Origin of the sequence: Herbaspirillum sp. ST 5-3 (genome assembly GCF_004804275.1) — a bacterium.
In the GTDB taxonomy this organism is placed as follows: domain Bacteria; phylum Pseudomonadota; class Gammaproteobacteria; order Burkholderiales; family Burkholderiaceae_D; genus Noviherbaspirillum.
Genome location: NZ_STGI01000019.1, coordinates 84,877 through 103,357 on the forward strand (window position 1 = coordinate 84,877; position 18,481 = coordinate 103,357).

The 18,481-nt window shown below is 61.9% G+C and carries 8 protein-coding genes; 5 read left to right on the forward strand and 3 right to left on the reverse strand.

The genetic code is table 11. The features are described 5' to 3' along the window. The 3 genes from glgB to E6W33_RS25205 form a co-directional block, all read right to left on the reverse strand. Positions 1-2,256, reverse strand: coding sequence for a 1,4-alpha-glucan branching protein GlgB (gene glgB / locus E6W33_RS25195; protein WP_136420136.1), 2,256 nt, complete (start codon positions 2,254-2,256; stop codon positions 1-3). Continuing rightward, positions 2,249-5,584 carry a maltose alpha-D-glucosyltransferase gene (treS, locus tag E6W33_RS25200; RefSeq protein WP_136420149.1) on the reverse strand — a complete coding sequence of 1,112 codons (3,336 nt, stop codon included), beginning with the start codon at positions 5,582-5,584 and terminating at the stop codon, positions 2,249-2,251. The genes glgB and treS overlap by 8 nt, the downstream gene beginning before the upstream one ends. A gap of 71 nt (positions 5,585-5,655) precedes the next feature. Then, on the reverse strand, positions 5,656-8,997 hold the full coding sequence (locus E6W33_RS25205) for a maltotransferase domain-containing protein (RefSeq protein WP_136420137.1): 3,342 nt from the start codon (positions 8,995-8,997) through the stop codon (positions 5,656-5,658). Between the two features lie 321 nt (positions 8,998-9,318). Here E6W33_RS25205 and E6W33_RS25210 point away from each other — a divergent pair, with 321 nt between their 5' ends. The 5 genes from E6W33_RS25210 to E6W33_RS25230 all read left to right on the forward strand — a co-directional run bounded on the left by E6W33_RS25210 (position 9,319) and on the right by E6W33_RS25230 (position 18,375). Then, entirely contained in the window at positions 9,319-10,872 is a 1,554-nt protein-coding gene (locus E6W33_RS25210) for an alpha-glucosidase (RefSeq protein ID WP_136420138.1), read from the forward strand. A 209-nt stretch (positions 10,873-11,081) separates the two neighbouring features. Continuing rightward, positions 11,082-11,936, forward strand: coding sequence for a hypothetical protein (locus E6W33_RS25215; protein ID WP_168798761.1), 855 nt, complete (start codon positions 11,082-11,084; stop codon positions 11,934-11,936). A 452-nt stretch (positions 11,937-12,388) separates the two neighbouring features. Further along, entirely contained in the window at positions 12,389-13,108 is a 720-nt protein-coding gene (locus E6W33_RS25220; protein WP_136420140.1) for a hypothetical protein, read from the forward strand. 140 nt (positions 13,109-13,248) lie between these two features. Continuing rightward, complete coding sequence (locus E6W33_RS25225; RefSeq protein WP_211097425.1) at positions 13,249-16,248, forward strand: type VI secretion system Vgr family protein; 3,000 nt, start codon at positions 13,249-13,251, stop codon at positions 16,246-16,248. Positions 16,249-16,263: 15 nt separating this feature from the next. Continuing rightward, positions 16,264-18,375 (forward strand): peptidoglycan DD-metalloendopeptidase family protein, encoded by a 2,112-nt coding sequence (locus E6W33_RS25230; RefSeq protein WP_136420141.1) that lies wholly within the window; start codon positions 16,264-16,266, stop codon positions 18,373-18,375. The last annotated feature ends 106 nt before the right edge of the window (positions 18,376-18,481 follow it).

Below are 18,481 nucleotides of genomic sequence, written 5' to 3' on the forward strand. Positions count from 1 at the left end.
TCATCGCTTGAGGACGAGCGCGGACAGCGGCGGCAGCGTGAGCACGAGCGATTGCGCCATGCCGTGACTGGCCTGCAGTTCGCTGTGGACCGCGCCGGCATTGGCGCGCCCGCTCCCGCCGTAGGCGGCGGCATCGGTATTGAGGACTTCCCGCCACATCACGGGTGAATGCGGATCGTCCGCCGGCACGCCGATGCGGTAGCCTTCGCGCGGCACCGGCGTCATGTTCAGGACTACCAGCAACGGCGGGTCTTCCACGTCGCCCTTGCGCAGCCAGGCGAACACGCTGTTGGCGCTGTCATCGCCGATGATCCAGGAAAAACCTTCGGGCGAACAATCCTTGCGATGCAGAGCCGGCTCACCGCAATAGAGACGGTTGAGGTCGCGCACCAGGCGCTGCACGCCGCGATGCGCCGGGCTGTCGAGCAGGTTCCAGCTCGGCGAGCTGTCATGGTTCCATTCCGATTCCTGTCCGAATTCGCAGCCCATGAACAGCAGCTTCTTGCCCGGATGGGTCCACATCATGCCGAGATACGCACGCAGGTTGGCCAGGCGCTGGGCGGCATCGCCGGGCATCCTGCCGAGCAGCGAGCCCTTGCCGTGCACCACTTCGTCATGCGAAATCGGCAGCACGAATCTTTCCGAATACGCATACACCATGCCGAAGGTCAGGTCATTGTGGTGATGCTGGCGGAACAGCGGATCGGTGCCGATGTAGCGCAGCGTGTCGTGCATCCAGCCCATGTTCCACTTGTAGTGGAAGCCCAGGCCGCCTTCCGACACCGGCGCGGACACGCCCGGCCAGGCGGTCGATTCCTCGGCCAGCGTCATCGCGCCGGGGCAGCGTTCCGCCACCACCTCGTTGAGATGACGCAGGAAGGCGATTGCTTCCAGGTTTTCGCGGCCGCCGTACATGTTGGGAATCCACTCGCCTTCCTTGCGGCTGTAATCGCGATACAGCATCGAAGCCACCGCATCGACGCGCAAGCCGTCGACATGGAAATGCTCAAGCCATTCCAGCGCGCTGGCGATCAGGAAGCCGGACACCTCATTGCGTCCGAGGTTGTAGATCAGCGTATTCCAGTCCTGGTGATATCCCTCGCGCGGGTCCTGGTGCTCGTACAGCGCGGTACCGTCGAAGCGCGCCAGGCCGTGCGGGTCGGATGGGAAATGCGCCGGCACCCAGTCGAGGATCACGCCCAGCCCGGCGGCGTGGCAGCGATCGACGAAGGATGCAAATGCAGCCGGCGTGCCGAAGCGCGCGCTCGGTGCGAACATGCCGAGCGGCTGATAGCCCCAGGAGCCGCCGAAGGGATGCTCCATGATGGGCAGGAATTCGATGTGCGTGAAGCCCATGCCCTGCGCATACGGAATGAGGCGGTCGCCCAGTTCATGCCAGTTGAGGCTGCGCCCGCCTTCTTCCATGATGCGCAGCCAGGAGCCGGCATGCACTTCATAGATCGCCAGCGGCGCATCCGGCCGCTGCCGCTTCGCGCGGCTTGCCATCCATGCTTCGTCGCTCCAGTGGAAGGGCGTATCGGACGCCACCACCGACACGGTCGAGGGCGGCGTCTCGGTGGCGCGCGCCACCGGGTCCGCCTTGAGCGGCAGCAGATTGCCGTCGGGGCCGAGGATCTCGTACTGGTAGCGCTCCCCGGCGCCGACGCGCGGAATGAACAGCTCCCACACACCGGCCTCGTGCCGCAGGCGCATCGGGTGCCTGCGCCCGTCCCACAGATTAAAGTCGCCGACCACGGAGACGCGCTGCGCGCTCGGCGCCCAGACCGCGAAGCGGGTGCCGGCAATGCCGCTGATGGTCATCGGATTGGCGCCGAGGCAGCGCCCCAGCTCGCGATGTTTTCCCTCGGCCAGCAGATGCAGGTCGAGATCGCCGAGCAGGAGGCCGAAGGCGTACGGGTCTTCGGTGTACTGCACAAGCTCGCCGCCTTCGCCTTCCGGCCAGGTGATGCGCAGCAGGTAGGGCATGCCGTGCGGCAGCAGCGGCGCGGTGCTGGCAAAGAAGCCGCTGTTGTGCAGGTTGTAGAGGGAGTCGATCACCTCGCCGGCGCCGTCGCCCCGTTTGTCGCGGGTCATCACGTCCACCGCCCATGCGCCCGGCTGGAAGGTGCGCACCACCGCCATGTCACCCACGCGATGCGGGCCGAGCAGCCCGAAAGGATCGGTCAGCCGGCCGTGCAGCAGGGCATCAACCGTCGCCGCCTCGATGCCGGGAAGTTCTTCAGTCCGCTCAGTCATTCGGTAATTCTCCTTGCGTCGCGCCCAGCAACTGTTCGGCAACCTTGGCCATGCCATTGACCGGAACCGAAATCCAGTCGGGCCGGTTGGCTGCCTCATAGCAGACTTCGTACGCGGCCTTCTCCAGCATGAACAGCTGCAGCAAGGCGCGCTCGGCCTCTTCGGCGGAGCGCGGCGTGCCGCCATAGGCGGCCTCCTGATACGCCTCCAGGAAGGCCAGTTGCGATTTGGGCACGAAGTCCTTGATGATCTGTTGCTTGCGCAGCTCGGCCTCCTCGCTCAGGTCGGCCGGCCCGGCCTTGCTGGCGAAGGCCGCCGCGTAATCGAAGGAGCGCAGCAGGCCGGCGACATCGCGCATCGGACTGCTCTTGGCGCGCCGCTGTTCGAGCGGCTTGGCCGGCTCGCCTTCGAAGTCGACGATGTAGACATCGCCGTGCGCCACCAGCACCTGGCCGAGATGGAAGTCGCCGTGGATGCGCATGCGTTGCGCGCCGAGGCCGGCCGCTGCGAGCGCGTCCGCCTTCTCCATCAGTTGATCGCGCTGGCCGAGCAGGCGTGCCACCCGGCGCTCCTCGTCGGCATTGCTCCAGCCCGCCTTCGCGCGCAAGACCTCGCAGGCCGCCTCGATCTGCTGCCGCGCGCAGGACGCCCAGCGTCGGGTGTCCTCTTCGGTGGCGGCCTCGGGCGCGAAGTCCGGATTGTCGGTCGGCCTGGCGAGGGCGGCGTGCATCTCGCCGAGGCGGCGGCCGAGCATGGTCGCCAGGCCGCTGAGTTCGGTCTGCGGGTCGGAAATTTCGCTGGTCAGTTCCGGCGTACCGGGCGCTTCAGGGGCGGTCGATTGCTGCACGGCGCGGGTGAGCGTATCGAGCGTCCATTGCCACGCATCGTCCTGGTTGTGAATGTACTCCTGCATGATCGCCAGCGTGACCTGCGTGCCGTCCTGCGCGAAGCGCGTCACCTCGCCCAGCATGAGCGGCGTGTTGGCAAAGCCGAGCGCGGTCAGGTGGCGGCCCATTTCCGCTTCCGGATGCACGCCGGACGACAGGCGGCGAATCAGCTTGAGCACCATCTTGTCTTCGATCACCAGCGAGCTGTTCGACTGTTCGGTCGCCATGCGGCGGATCGCGGGTTCCCTCGGAAGTTCGATCTTGTCCAGCGCCTCGGTCGGAATGAAGCGGACCTCGCCGTCGTCCGAGGGCAGCGAGGTGCGCGCACGCAGCAGATCCACGATGACATAGGAGAAGGAATCCAGCGCGAAGGCATCGGTCAGGTAGCCGACGTAGCGCCCGCGCCGCACGCGGGCGAGCGCGAGCTGTTGCGGCAGCGCGGTGACGATGTCCTCTTCGCGGATGAAACCCAAGGGCAGCAAGTATCGTTCGCTGCCGCTGGCGGTCGTGGTTTCGATTTCCGCCAGCATGGTCGGCATCACATGCGGCCGCGCCTGCGACGCGGGCAGCGCCGTCGCATGGGCGATGCGCACCGCAGTGAGCTTCTCCTGCTTGGCGGCATACCAGCGCCGCTTGGGCAGGTAGGCCGGCAAGGCGTCTTTCTCGATCAGGCCGCGCCGCGCGGGCTCGAGGATTTCCGGCAGGCCTTGCCGCAGCACCACGGTCGACAGCTCGGGCAATGGCTCCGGCGCCGGCGTATGCCAGCCCGGCATGCGCGATTTGGAGGCGAGCAGGAACCAGTAGAAACCGTAAGGCGGCAGCGTCAGCAGATAGGGCAGCTGGCCGATGGGCGGAAAGGCCGAGCCGCCGATCATCTCGACCGGGACCTGTTCCGCGTAGGAGGACAGGTCGAGCTCGACTGCCTGCGCGGAGCGCGACACATTGGCGACGCACAGGATGGTCTCGGCGCCGTCCTCGCCTTCGGCGTAGCGGTATTCGCGCAGATAGGCGAGGATGCGGCGGTTGGTCGGATACAGCAGGGACAGGCTGCCGCGGCCGAAGGCGCAATGCTGCTTGCGCACCACCAGCATGCGCCGCATCCAGTTCAGCAGCGAATACGGATCGGCACTCTGCGCTTCCACGTTGACCGCCTCATAACCGTACAGCGGGTCCATGATGGGCGGCAGCACCAGCTTGGCCGGATCGGCGCGCGAAAAACCGCCGTTGCGATCCGGCGTCCATTGCATCGGCGTGCGCACGCCGTCGCGGTCGCCGAGGTGAATGTTGTCGCCCATGCCGATCTCGTCGCCGTAGTAGATGACGGGCGTGCCCGGCATCGACAGCAGCAGGCTGTTCAGCAGCTCGACACGGCGACGGTCGCGTTCCAGCAGCGGCAGCAGGCGGCGACGGATGCCGAGGTTGATGCGCGCGCGCTTTTCCGATGCGTAGTAGTTCCAGAGATAGTCGCGTTCCTTGTCGGTCACCATTTCCAGCGTCAGCTCGTCGTGGTTGCGCAGGAAGATCGCCCATTGGCAGGCGGCGGGAATCTCCGGCGTCTGGCGCAGTATGTCGGTGATCGGAAAACGGTCTTCCTGCGCCAGCGCCATGTACATGCGCGGCATCAGCGGGAAGTGGAAGGCCATGTGGCATTCGTCGTTGTCGCCGAAGTAGGGCTGCACGTCCTCCGGCCACATGTTGGCCTCGGCCAGCAGCATGCGCCCCGGGAAACCGCGGTCGAGTTCGGCCCGGATTTCCTTCAGAATGGCATGCGTCTCGGGCAGGTTCTCGTTGGTCGTCCCCTCGCGCTCGATCAGATAGGGCACCGCGTCCAACCTGAGCCCGTCCACGCCGATGTTGAGCCAGAAGGACATGATGGAAAGCACCGAGCGCCGCACTTGCGGGTTGTCGAAGTTCAGGTCCGGCTGGTGCGAATAGAAGCGATGCCAGTAGAAGGCATTGGCCACCGGATCCCAGGTCCAGTTCGATTTCTCGGTATCGCAAAAGATGATGCGCGTGCCGGCGTAGGCTTCTTCATTGTTCGACCAGACGTAGAAATCGCGCGCGGCAGAGCCCGGCTTGGCGGCGCGTGCCCGCTGGAACCACGGATGCTGATCGGAGGTGTGGTTGACGACCAGTTCGGTGATGACGCGCAAGCCGCGCCGGTGCGCTTCCGCGATGAAGCGCTTGGCATCGGCCATGGTGCCGTAGTCGGGATGCACGCCGCGATAGTCGGCGATGTCGTAGCCGTCATCGCGCCGCGGCGAGGGATAGAAAGGCAGCAGCCAGATGGTGTTCACGCCGAGGCTGGCGATGTAATCCAGCTTCTCGATCAGGCCGGCGAAGTCGCCGATGCCGTCGTTGTTCGCGTCGTAGAAGGACTTGACGTGCACCTGATAGATCACGGCATCCTTGTACCACAGCGGATCCTCGTTGAAGAGCATGCGCCGCCGGGCGGCCGGGCCGCTCCTGACCGACTTGCGCCGTTCGATGTTGATATTGCCGATGTCCATGCTTACATCCCCTTATGCCGCACGCGCCAGATCGCGTACGGACAGACAAATGGGTCCAGCCTGAGTTGCTGGAACTTTCCCTGCCAGGTCATGCGGCGGCCATTGACCAGGTCCTCGAGTTCGAGCGCGCCGTCGTCCGGCAGGTCGAGCTCCCAGAGCGGCAGTTCGATGGTGGCTTCATGCGGCGCGAACGGATCGAGATTGATCGCCACCAGCACGATGTTGTCGCCGAAGTGGTGGCGGCCGCTGCCGACCGGCTCGGTCGACTTGACGAAATACAGGATGTGGTCATCGGATGCGTTCAGGAAGCGGATGCCGAGATGCGACTGCAGCGCCGGGTTCTCGCTGCGGATGCGGTTGAGCACGGAGATCTCGCTGACGATATTGCCCGGACGATGCCAGTCCCAGGCACGGATTTCGTATTTCTCGGAGTCGAGGTACTCTTCCTTGCCCGGCACCGGCGCGGCTTCGCACAGCTCGAAGCCGCTGTACATGCCCCACAGCCCCGACAGCATGGTCGCCAGCGCGGCGCGGATCAGGAAACCCGGCCGGCCGGAGCGCTGCAGGAAATAGGGATTGATGTCCGGCGTGTTGACGAAGAAATGCGGGCGGAAGAATTCTCGCGCCTTGGTGGTCGTCAGCTCGGTCAGGTAGGCCGTGAATTCTTCCTTGCTATGACGCCAGGTGAAGTAGGTATAGGACTGCGCATAGCCGACCTTGGCAAGGCGATACATCATCTTCGGCCGCGTGAATGCCTCGGACAGGAAAATCGTGTCGGGATAGCGGCCGCGAATGTCGGCGATCAGCCACTCCCAGAACGGCAGCGGTTTGGTGTGCGGATTGTCGACGCGGAACACGCGCACGCCTTCGTTGACCCAGAACAGCACCACGTCGCGCAAGGCCGACCACAAGCCGGGGAGGGCGCCCTTCGCATAGAAATCGACATTGACGATGTCCTGGTATTTCTTCGGCGGATTTTCCGCATAGCGTATCGTGCCGTCCGGCCGCCACGCGAACCATTCCGGATGTTCCTTCAGCCAGGGATGGTCGGGCGAACACTGGATCGCGAAATCCAGCGCCAGCTCCAGCCCGTGTTTCGCCGCTTCGTCGCGCAGGCGCCGGAAATCCTCCAGCGCGCCGAGCTGCGGATGGATCGCGTCATGCCCGCCTTCCTCCGCGCCGATCGCATACGGGCTGCCGGGATCGTCCGGCCCCGGCGTCAGGCTGTTGTTGCGGCCCTTGCGATGCTTCCTGCCGATGGGATGAATCGGCGTGAAATACAGCGTGTCGAAACCCATGGCCTGGATGGCCGGCAGGCGCCGGATCACATCGTCGAAGTTGCCATGCCGTGCCGCATCGCCGCTTTGCGAGCGCGGAAACAATTCATACCAGCTGGAGAAGCGCGCCGCGCTGCGATCGACATCGATGCGCAAGGGCGGCTCCCTGCGCACCGCGAAAGGCCGCGCATCCGCAAGGCGCATCGCTTCGGCGGTCGGCTCCGACAGCAGCGCGGCGATGCGCTCGCTGTCGTGCGCATTGCCGTGCTCGCCGACCTTGTCGCTGGCCTTGTCGGCGGGCGCGCGTTCCTTCAGCATCTTCGCCAGTGCCTTCAAGGGCGCAGCGGCGCGCGCGATGCGCTTGCGGTCGGCATAGCGCGCGGCCGCCTCCACCAGCAGCCGCCCCTCTTCCAGTTCCAGTGCGACATTCAATCCGGCCGTGCTCTTCTTTTCCAGTTCGTCGCGATAGGTGGCGAAGGCATCGCGCCACGCCTCGACGGTGAACAGATAGCGGCCGATGCGTGTCATCGGCAGCGTCGCGCACCAGCGGTCGTTGCCGAGCGGATGCATGCGCATCTCGTGCCAGTCGGCCTCGTCGGCCGCGCGCCACAAGAGACTGACTGCGATCTTTTCATGGCCGTCGACGAAGACATCGGCTTCGATATGCACCACGTCGCCGAGCGTGCGCTTGACCGGAAAGCGGCCCTCGTCGACCGAGGGCGTGATCGCTTCGATCGCGATGCGCGGCGCACGCACTGCAGCAGTGACCGGCTGATCGCCTTCCGGCAGCGGCATCAGGATCGGCGGCAGACGCCGCGTGCTGAAGAACTGCAAGCCGGCGGGCGCGAGTTCGATCGTGTGCATGGGCGCGTCGGTCGCGGGCCAGATGCGCTCATGCGGAACAAAGCCGTCGGCGCGTTCCATCAACTGGTTTTCGCTCACGGTACACGCGTGCGACACATCGGCATTGGCGAGGATCAGCAGCGCCTTGCCGCCGGTGTCGCGCCGAGACGTCACGCTGCGCATGAGCACCGCAATGCCGGAGCCTTCGCCGCTCAGCATGCGCAGCGATGCCGCGTAAAAGCTGCCGATGCCTGCGGCGATGAATTCGTTCAGGCGCGCGACCTCGTCGGTGAGATCGAATGCGGCGTCGCGGTCCGGCGTTTCCGTCGCTGGCAGATCATCGCCCGGCACGCCGGCCGGCGACGTCATGCCGTACTCGAATCCCATCGGCATCAGCATGCCGTTGCCGATGGCTGCGGCAAGCCCGAGCGCACGCAGATGCATGCCGCGCCGCAAGGCCATCTCGTCGTATCCCGGAATGCGCGCAATCACCGGCTCGTCCGGGCTGTCCGGAAACGCGATCGGCGGCGCGACGAGATTGAGGCGCGCATATTCTTCTGTCATCCAGTGCGAGCGGTAGTCCCACCATGCCGAGGAGGAAAAGGTGGCATCGAAGCCGCAGCCCGCCAATGCCTGCAGTTGCGGCGGCGTGCAGCCGGGCGTCCATGCGAGAAAGCGCGCCGCCGCTTGCGAAGTCTTCACGCTGCCGATGAACTGTTGCCAGAAGGATGGCGGCACGGCGGCGACATTCATGCAGCGAAATCCGGTCACGCCCGCATGCAGCCACGGCCGCATGCGCTGCTGCCAATAGGCGGAGACGGCTTCGGCAATGTCCGCCTGTGCGAGGCGCAGCACCCTGCTGCGTGGTGGCGGTCCGGCCCGGCGCGGATCGGGCAGGTCGTCGAACTCGCCACTGGAAAACCAGTCGGGATGGCTTTCCAGAATGGAATCGTCCGCGCTGATGGCCGCGATATCGAGGTCGAGCAAGAGACGCAACTTTTTCTTCACGCACAGCCTGGCCAGCGCAGCAATCGCTTCATCGGACAGATAAACACTATCGTCACCGGGGCGACGATGCGTGGAATGCATGGGGACAAGCAGATGGTCGAATCCCATCTTCATGCATCGGTCCAGATGCTTTTCCAGTCCGGAAGCCGAACCGGCGAGCTGCGAGGGAAGGCAATAGATTCTGGGCAGGAAAAGCGTCGATGGAACAATCGTCATGAGCTGGATCGCTGAATTGAAAAGAGGCTGCACGTCATCGTTATAGGCGAGCGCCCACGTCTTTCCAAATAGAGCATCCAAACCGGCAATTTGTTCTCAGGACGATATGCAGAAATCGCAAGATTTCCGTCGCGAGCGCGCATGCCGCGCTGTCGTTCTCGCAAGTGCGTTGCTAGCGAGGAACAAAAGATCCCTGATCCAGTCTACCTTGCTTCACAATTCCTTCGGGCAACAGCAATACTGTCGTTGTGTCGGTGAGCCGTGCATGCGCGTGAAATGCGGCGCGGCCTGTCGAAATGATTTCGTTTTGTGAGACAGTCAATGATCATTTATCAGGTTTACCCACGCAGCTTCTTTGATGCGAACAATGACGGAATCGGCGATCTCGTGGGCATCGAGAAAAAGCTTTCCTACATCAAGAGCCTCGGCGTCGACGCCATCTGGATCAGCCCCTTCTTCAAATCACCGATGAAGGACTTCGGCTACGATGTTGCCGACTACCGCGAAGTCGATCCGATCTTCGGCAGCATGGACGATTTCAAGAGCCTGCTGCAAAGCGCGAAGTCGCTCGGCCTTGGCGTGATCGTCGACATGGTGATCTCGCACACCTCGGAAGAACATCCGTGGTTCGTGCAAAGCCGCGTGAAGGAAAACAACAGGTCAGACTGGTATTTGTGGGCCGATCCGAATCCGGATGGCACGCCGCCCAACAACTGGGTATCGGTGTTCGGCGGGCCCGCATGGCAATGGGATGCCGGTCGGCGTCAGTATTACTTTCACTCCTTCCTGCCGAGCCAGCCCGACCTGAACATGCACCATCCCGATGTACAGAAACAGGTGCTGGCCGACATGCGTTTCTGGCTGGAGATGGGCGTGTCGGGTTTTCGATTCGATGCCTGCAATCACATCTTTCAAGACCTGCAATTACGCAGCAATCCGCCGCGTGAAGACAACAGCGGTGCGCTGCATCCCTATGGTTACCAGGTGCATGTGTACGACCAGGCGCAACCGGAGATGCTGCCCTTCCTCGAAAAGGTGCGCGGCCTGCTCGATGAATACGGCGCATTCAGCCTGGCGGAGGTGGGCGGGCATGACGCGCTCAAGCTGATGGGCGAATACACCGGCGCGACGCGCCTGCATTCGGCCTACAGCTTTGCCATGATGCGCCCGGAAAGCAGCGCCGCGTATGTGCGCAATGTGATCGCCACGCTGGAGGATTCGATCAAGGTGCCGGCCTCGCCCTGCTATGCGCTGAGCAATCATGACAAGCCGCGCGTCGCGACACGCTGGCTCAACGGCCGCGATCGCGTGCTGACCGCCAAGCAACTGCTCGCGATGCTGTTCGCGATGCGCGGCGACATCTGCCTCTATCAGGGCGAGGAACTGGGATTGCCCGAAGCGAACGTACCCTACGAGCGCCTGCAGGATCCCTTCGGCAAGAACTTCTGGCCCAAGTTCAAGGGCCGCGACGGCTGCCGCACGCCGATGCCGTGGACCAACCATGTGCACGGCGGCTTCAGCCAGGTCGAACCGTGGTTGCCTTTGGACGAGGTGCATCGCGAATTGAATGTGGAAAGCCAGGAAGCGCGGCCGGGTTCGGTGCTGCACTTCGCGCGCCAGATGATCGCGCTGCGCAAGGCACGCCCGGAATTGAGCCAGGGAACGATACGCCTGATCGATGCACCGGAAGGCGTGCTCGCCTTTTCACGGCAGCATGAAGGACGCGAACTGGTGTGCCTGTTCAACATGGACGTCACGCCGAAGCAGATGCCGGCGCCCGACTTCAAGGACATGCTGTCGGGGCAAAGCGTGACTACCCACAAGCGGCAGGTCACGCTGGGCGTGTGCGGATTCTGTTTCCTGGAAGCGGTCTGAGCAGGTCGTTGATCGTCTGAAATAGCCATCCGGGACATCGCACACGACGCATGTCCCCTTTATGGGAACCGACATTTCCATTCGGACACTCACTGTTATCCGGTGCCACACCGGATCAACTGAAGGGGGGTTGTATGGGACTCGTAAATAGCATTCTGAAACAATCCACAGCAGCGCTTTCCAGATACGCCGGCGCGAATGGAGGTGGCTTGGGAAGCGCGGCTGCATCGCCTGCACAGCAGGCCCCGCTGGAGGAACTGCCGAGCGAGTTGCAGAGAAAAATTGCGGAACATTTGCCGCCTGCCGCAGCCGCGAATCTGAGCGCGGCGAACAAGTCGATGCATGGCACGATCTCCTCTCATCTCAAGAAGGAACGGGCGCTGTATCAGGAGAAGGAAAGGCAGTTGCATCAGGAGATCGACGCCTTTTCTGGCGTTGAGCATGGAATGCCCCGCTTGCAGGAACTGCTTGGCAAGCTCGACGAAATGCCGGGCAAGTCTCAATCCAAGGCCTTGGTGGCGCTGATGCAGAAGGTCGATCAATTTCCGCGGGGTGATCGTTTGGCAGCTTTTCGCGCGATAGCGATCGCGGGATCGCATCTGCAATCACAGAACAGGAATGCAGTGCAGCAAGCAATGGAGAGGCAGTCAGAAGGGATGCCGCCGCTTGAGCTCGTGTCGGCTCATACAATTTTTTCGATGTACTGCTCGGGACAAATACCGCAGCAGGCGGATTGGCGGGAGCCGGCGTTGGCGCGAAATCTGGATGAATTGCCTCCCAGCCAGCAATTGCCCGCCGTTCATGCCGCCCTGCACACCATTTCGCAATGGAAGCCCGAACATCGCGAGCCGGTGATCGGAACGCTTGCCGCGACGTTGCCGCACCTGCGCGGCAACGAGGTAGAAGCCCTGCGCGTTGTGCTGGATTCTGCCGAACAATTGCCGAAAAGAAGCTACGAGGGTTTGTTGTACCTGATGGAAGATCGGCAGGACGCTTTCCCCGATGCGGTCCGGCCGGCAGTGTCTGCCGAACTCATTGATCGATTCGCGCGCCTGCCCCGGTAGTCGCCCCCCTAGCCTCTGCCCCGCGACCCGGCGGCGGCACGGCCCCGCGACGATACACGCCGCATGACGAAATGCCGGGCTTGAAGGAACCGGCTTGTCTGCACTTCCCACACAGCTTCCATTCACCGGCTATCTCGCCGTATTGACGCCATTCATCCGTGTGCATGCTCCTTGGTGCATGCAGAAGGCGTGATGCAGGCAATTGCCGTCACTTCAACCGATGAAAGGACTGTATGAAAAGGACGAGCTTGCCTTTACTGGTGCCCTCGCCGGCGCCATCGCCCTCTGGCAGCGAGCGCAGTAGCAGATCGGCAGGCGCCACATCCTCGGCCGGATCCGGGTCACTGTCGTCCTCTGGGTCAATAGCGTCCGCGAGTTCACCCGATGAATCGCGTGGCGCAGCTGCCCCCCCGTTGCCGCTGCATCCTGATTCGATTCGTGCAGCGAGGCGCATGCCCGCCCGCGGCACACCCTTGTTTTATCTCGCCAAGGAACGGGAGCTGCATCAGGGGATCGAGGCTTTTTCAGGCGCGGAGCATGGGACATCACGCTTCCAGGAACTGCGCGCAAAACTCGACGGCATTCCGGAGAGATATCAAGCGAGGGTGCTGGTAGCACTCACCAACAAAATCGGCGAGCTCCCGCCGGACGACCGCCTGCCAAACTTTCGCGCCATGGCGATACGCGCTACCGGCTTGCATCCCGAGAACAGGGATCCGATGAAGCAGGCGATGGTGGTGCAGGTCGGGCTGATGCCACCGCTCGAATCGTTCGCCGCTTTCAAGATCAAGGCGATGTATTGCGCCGATCAGATTCCAAAACAGGCGGACTGGCAGGAACCGGCGTTCACCACACATGTGGACGAGCTGTCGGCGGAGCAGCAAATGCCTGCCGTGCATGCCGCGCTGGACATCACCTCACAATGGCAGCCTGAACATCGCAAGGTGATCGTGGGGATGCTTGCCGGAAGCGTACCGGCCATGCTGGACAATCATATGGAAGCCTTGCGTACCATTCTCGATTCCGCCCAGACCTTGCCACAAAGAGACTATGGCAAGGTGTTGAGTTCGGTGGTGAACCGGCTGGATCTCTTTCCCGAGCCTGTACGTGGGGAGGCGTCCGTCGAACTCAGGGAGCGCGTTGCGCGCCTGCGGCAGGAACAGCCGCAGTAGCCAAGGGCTGTGATGCTCACCGTACCTCGCGTACGGTGTAGCAGAGACCGCGGGCGGCATGCATCCTCTCATATAGTTGCCATTTAGATAATTATTGTGTTTTAATCAACGCCTCTGAATCTTGCCCTCCGAGGTGTTCCATGTCCGCCCTGTCGCACGGCGCCAGCCTGTTCTACGCGCCTCTGGCCGCCTTCACTTCCGACACCCGTCTATATGACATCGACACGCCGCTGGGCAAGGACACGCTGCTGGTGGAACGCTTCACCGGCAAGGAAGAACTCTCCGCATTGTACGAATTCCAGGTCGACTGCCTGGCCACCGACACGCACCTCGAACTCAAGTCCCTGCTCGGCAAACAGGCCGTGCTGCACACCCGACTGGCCGATGGCAGTCAATGCGCGCGCTCCGGCTATGTATCGGCCGTCGCCCAGCTCGGCGCCGACGGCGGGCTGGCGCGCTACCGCCTGACGCTGGTCCCGTGGCTGGCGCTGGCACAGCATCAACGCCGCTCGCGCGTGTTCCAGGACATCGCGGTGCGCGACCTGATCGACGACGTGCTGGCCGCCTACCGTCCCCGCAGCAATTGGCGCATCACGCCCGATGCCGACGCCCTGCTCGCCGGCCTGCGCCCGCGCAGCTACTGCTGCCAGTATCGCGAAACCGACTACGCCTTCCTGTCGCGCATCCTCGCCGAGGAAGGCATCGGCTTCTATTTCGAGCAAACCGGCGACGACAGCGCCATGTCGCATCATCGCCTCGTCCTGTTCGCCGATTCCACCGCCTTCGAGGAAGACCCGGCCACGCAGGGCGGCATCCGCTTTCACCGCAATGCCGCCGTCGAGCAGGCCGACAGCATCCAGGCATTCGGCGCGCAACGCCGGCTGCAGGCGGCCACCACCACCATTGCCAGCTGGGATTACAAGGCAAAGCGCGTGACCGCAACCGCGCTGCCCACCGCGCACCAGTTCGCCGACGAGCAGGTCGCGCGCATCGAAAGCTACGACTGGTCCGGCACCTATGCATTCGCCGACCACGACGAAGCCGAGCATTACGCCGGCCTCCTGCGCGAAGCCGCCGACGCGCGCTTCAAGACCTGGTTCGGCCACGGCGCGGTGCGCGCCTTCCGCACCGGCACCGCCTTCAGCCTGACCGGCTCGCCGCTGGACCAGCTGGACAGCACTGCTCCGCGCCGCTTCACCCTGCTCGAGATTCGGCATGCCGGCATCAACAATCTCCCGGCCGAAATGAAACGCCCGCTCGACGCGCAGCCGGGCGACGATCCCGACGGCTGGGACAGCTTGCTGCGCAGCGCCGCCGCTACCGGCTATGCCAACCGCTTCAGCGCGATTCGCGCCGACATCCCCTGGCGCCCCGCGCTCGCCGACGACACCGGACTGCGCCTCAACCCCAGGCCCACTGCACTGGGCAGCCAGAGCGCCATCGTGGTCGGGCCGGATGGCTCCTGCGCGAACGCCGGCACGGTTCACACCGACCATCTCGGCCGCATTCGCATCCGCTTCCACTGGCAACAGGAAGAAAGCAACACCTGCTGGGTGCGCGTCCTGCAGATGGCCACCGGACCCGGCTACGGCGCCCAGTTCATCCCGCGCATCGGCCAAGAAGTGCTCGTCAAGTTCCTCGACAACGACATCGACCGACCCATCGTCGCCGGCGTGCTCTACAACGGCCAGGGGCAGGACGACGCCGGCGCCTTCGCGCAGGCGGGTGACCACTCGCCTGCCGCGCAAGACAACAAGATCGGCAACGGCGCCTCGCCCGCCTGGCATGGCGCCGCCGCCGACCACCGGCATGACGCCTTCCTGTCCGGCTTCAAATCGGTCGCCCTCGGCGCCGACGGTTATGGCCGACAATCCAACCAGCTCGTCTTCGATGACAGCAGCGGCCGATTGAGAACGAAACTCGCCACCGACACCGCCGCCACACAACTGAATCTCGGCCACCTGATCCATCAAGCCGACAACTACCGCGGCAGCTTCCGGGGAACGGGCTGGGAACTGCGCACCGACGCCTACGGCGCCATTCGCGCAGGCAAGGGCATCCTGATCAGCACCTATGTCGGCAGCACGCCCGACGGCCAGCCGGAACCTGCCGGTGACAACGCGCCCGGCATCGCCCTGCTCAAGCAGGCCCAGGGATTTGCCCAAACATTCAATCAGGCGGCGGCCACGCACCAAACCGTGCAGTTCATCCTCGTCAAAGGCGGCGCGCTCAACGGCGCAACGTCGCAAAGCCAACTGGACGACAAGCAGGCGCCGATCGACGCGATGCTCAGCAAGATCTCCGGCATGGTCGACGCGCGCGACGGCAGCATCGATGGACACGGCGAAAAAGTACCGCACATGCGCGCGCCGCTGGTGGTCGTCACCGCGCAGGCGGGCATCGGTGTGGCGGCGTCCGACGGCATGCATGTTGCAGCGGGCGAAGTCACTCACCTCGCAAGCGGGCGCGACATGCAGTTGGCCGTGGGCGACACCCTGACACTGCACAGCGGCCAGGCAATCGGCCTGCTGGCCGGCGCGGTGAGCGCCGGCGAAGACAACACCGGCATCAAGCTGTATGCGGGTCAGGGCGATGTGGAATTGCAGGCGCAGAGCGGCGAGATAAGGCTGGCGGCGAAGGAACTGGTGAAGCTGGCGAGCGTGAACAGCCATGTGGATTTTGCGGCGGCCAAGAGCATCACGCTGTGCACGGAGGGCGGCGCGAGCGTCACGATCGAGGGCGGAAATATCACGTTTGCCTGTCCGGGAACGATTTCGATCAAGGGGGCGAGCAAGAGTTTTGCGGGGCCGACGAGAATGAATCCTCAGCTTCCTGAGTTGCCGGCCAGCGATTTACCTCATACGAGGAAATTCGTGCTGCAGGGATTGGACGGCGTACCAATTGAAGGTGCGAATGTCGTGGTCTTCGATGCTTCGGAAAAAACCAAAAAGTGGTCAAGCGTAATCGCATCAAACGGCCATTCATCCCCCATGCCAGTGCAAAACGTATCAGATCAATACATCGCTGTGATGGGACTCGAGAACAGCATCTTTCACTTCTACGAAACGCATGACGATATTGCCGAAGACGATGACGACGAGGTGTTCGAAGACGAACACCATGATCGGCACGGCGAATAATCAGGAGAATCAGACATGGAAGGCCGCTACTATACTGTCAAGCATCGCGATTCGCTATGGGGGATCGCCAAACATTTCGGCTACAGCGTCGAGCAGTTGGCTGCACACAATGGTTTGACGGGAAAACGGAAAAATTTTATCAGCATCGGTCAGAGAATCTATCTGCCAGATGGAAAACCCGCCCCGGACTTGCGGCTTGACATAAAGATTATCGGCTTGAGCAGCAAGCCCATAAGGCACACGAAAATCCGACTGACGCACGACGGGAAAACGTCTGAAACGAAAACAGATGAACAAGGCTGGATACACGGACTCTCCATTCAGGATCACACCAAGGGCCTGAAGATTGAATTTGAAAACATCGAAGGGAAATGGCAATCGATCTTCGACAAACAAATTCTTCCCCTCGGAGAAAAACTCCTGCAGATCAATATCGGCACCGATTTGCTGAAAGGTCGAACCGTACGCAAAACCGGCCCGACGACTATTCCGGATCAGCGCATCGGTGCAGATATCAAGAGACAAACTCCCCAGCCAGCCGCCCCAACAAGGCCATCCAAGCCTTTGCCTGACGTGCCGGCGACATCAATCCAAATGGATGCACGGACCAGTGACGGCCACCCGACGACCATCACCGCGCCGCTGTTCGCGAGCGAGAACCTCTACCTAAAAAAGGGAAACGAGAAATTTCGGCAGGCGATCATCGATGCGGCAAAACGGTACCATTTCACGCCGCATGCGCTCGCCGCCATTATTCATGCTGAAGCGGCGAAGGCGAAAGATGGCCGTTGGATAGAAACATCCGCCTCGGATGGCTCATCGGCACGAGGGCTGGGGCAGTTTCTTCCTTCGGCGTGGTTTCAATATGTCGCAAAGACCGGCACATTAGGCAATGCCGAAGCATTGAAAATTACCGGGGCGAACAAGTTGGAGGCCGCACAAGGGAAGCTGTACGAGATCAATGGCAAGAAGAAAACTGAAGTCAGTAATGCCATGCTGGAGACTATTTTGCGCTGGCGTGACAACGGAGGTTATTCGGTTGATGCAATCGGTGCGTATGCAGAAGACAATCTTGACTATCTCAAAAGGAACAACATTGACGTTACAGGATTTCCTCCAGATGAGAAGGTCAAGATTGCTTACGTCATGCATCACGAGGGACCAAGCGACGGGCTATTGTATTTGACCGGCATGTTGGGAAAGACAGCGAAACCGACACGCACAGACGTTAAAAACAAATTGGCAAAACAGTTCAAAAGCAAAACAGATACAGGCACTGACAAGGCCAAAGCCCTTGCCGATCGCTTTGACGGCGACTATGTAAAGGCGTATTACTATTTTCTTGCCAATCATACAGACCTAGCCGTACGAGTCGAAAATTTCATGCTGAAACGTGACGGATATAGCGAGCGTTCCGCATATGACGTAATTCATACGGTCGCTAGAATCGATATCGAGAAACCCAAAGACAGGCACGTCCTTCAGGAAGAACCGTTAAGCAAACCTTCGAACGTCAAACCAGCCACCACAAGTCACGAAGTTGGCCCTCCGGAAGGCGTGGGAGGAGTACCAAGCTGGAGCGATCCACTAGAACGATGCTCCATACGTGTCGGAGGATACGCTGACAGTATCGATAACCCTACGAATGCGCGAAGAAAGTCTTTATTTCGCGGACGCGGCGGGAGGCATACCGGTATTGATCTCGACGCCGTTCTGGGCACTCCCGTCAAGGCAGTAGCAAATGGTGAGATAGCCTACGCAGGCCGTGGAAGCAATTATGGAAATGTGATTTTACTGAAGGTGAACATCAATGACTTACCCGAACCACAAAAGCGCCATGCACGCTCCATTGATGACGTCAAACATGACACTGTTTACTTCATGTATGCACATCTAAGCGAAATTGGCGTATCGCGAGTTGGAAAGCGTTTCCTACCAGTTATTGCGGGTCAAATAATAGGTAAGAGTGGTGACACCGGTAATGCCAAGGGTATGACTCAGGTCGGCTTACGAAAAGGCCCGCCCTTTGGTGCGCACTTACACTTTGAAGCCAGGTGTAGTCAAAGCCTAGGTAAAGGTGAGGGAAAATGGTTCGATCCTTTGCCGTTTTTGATTAAGTGCGACTGAAGAAATGATCCGCACATGATGGTGATAATTTAGAACCTATCCGTAAATTATGTTGACCTTCATCGGCACCTTACGAAACACGATGATGGCTGCAGCCAAATGGTTT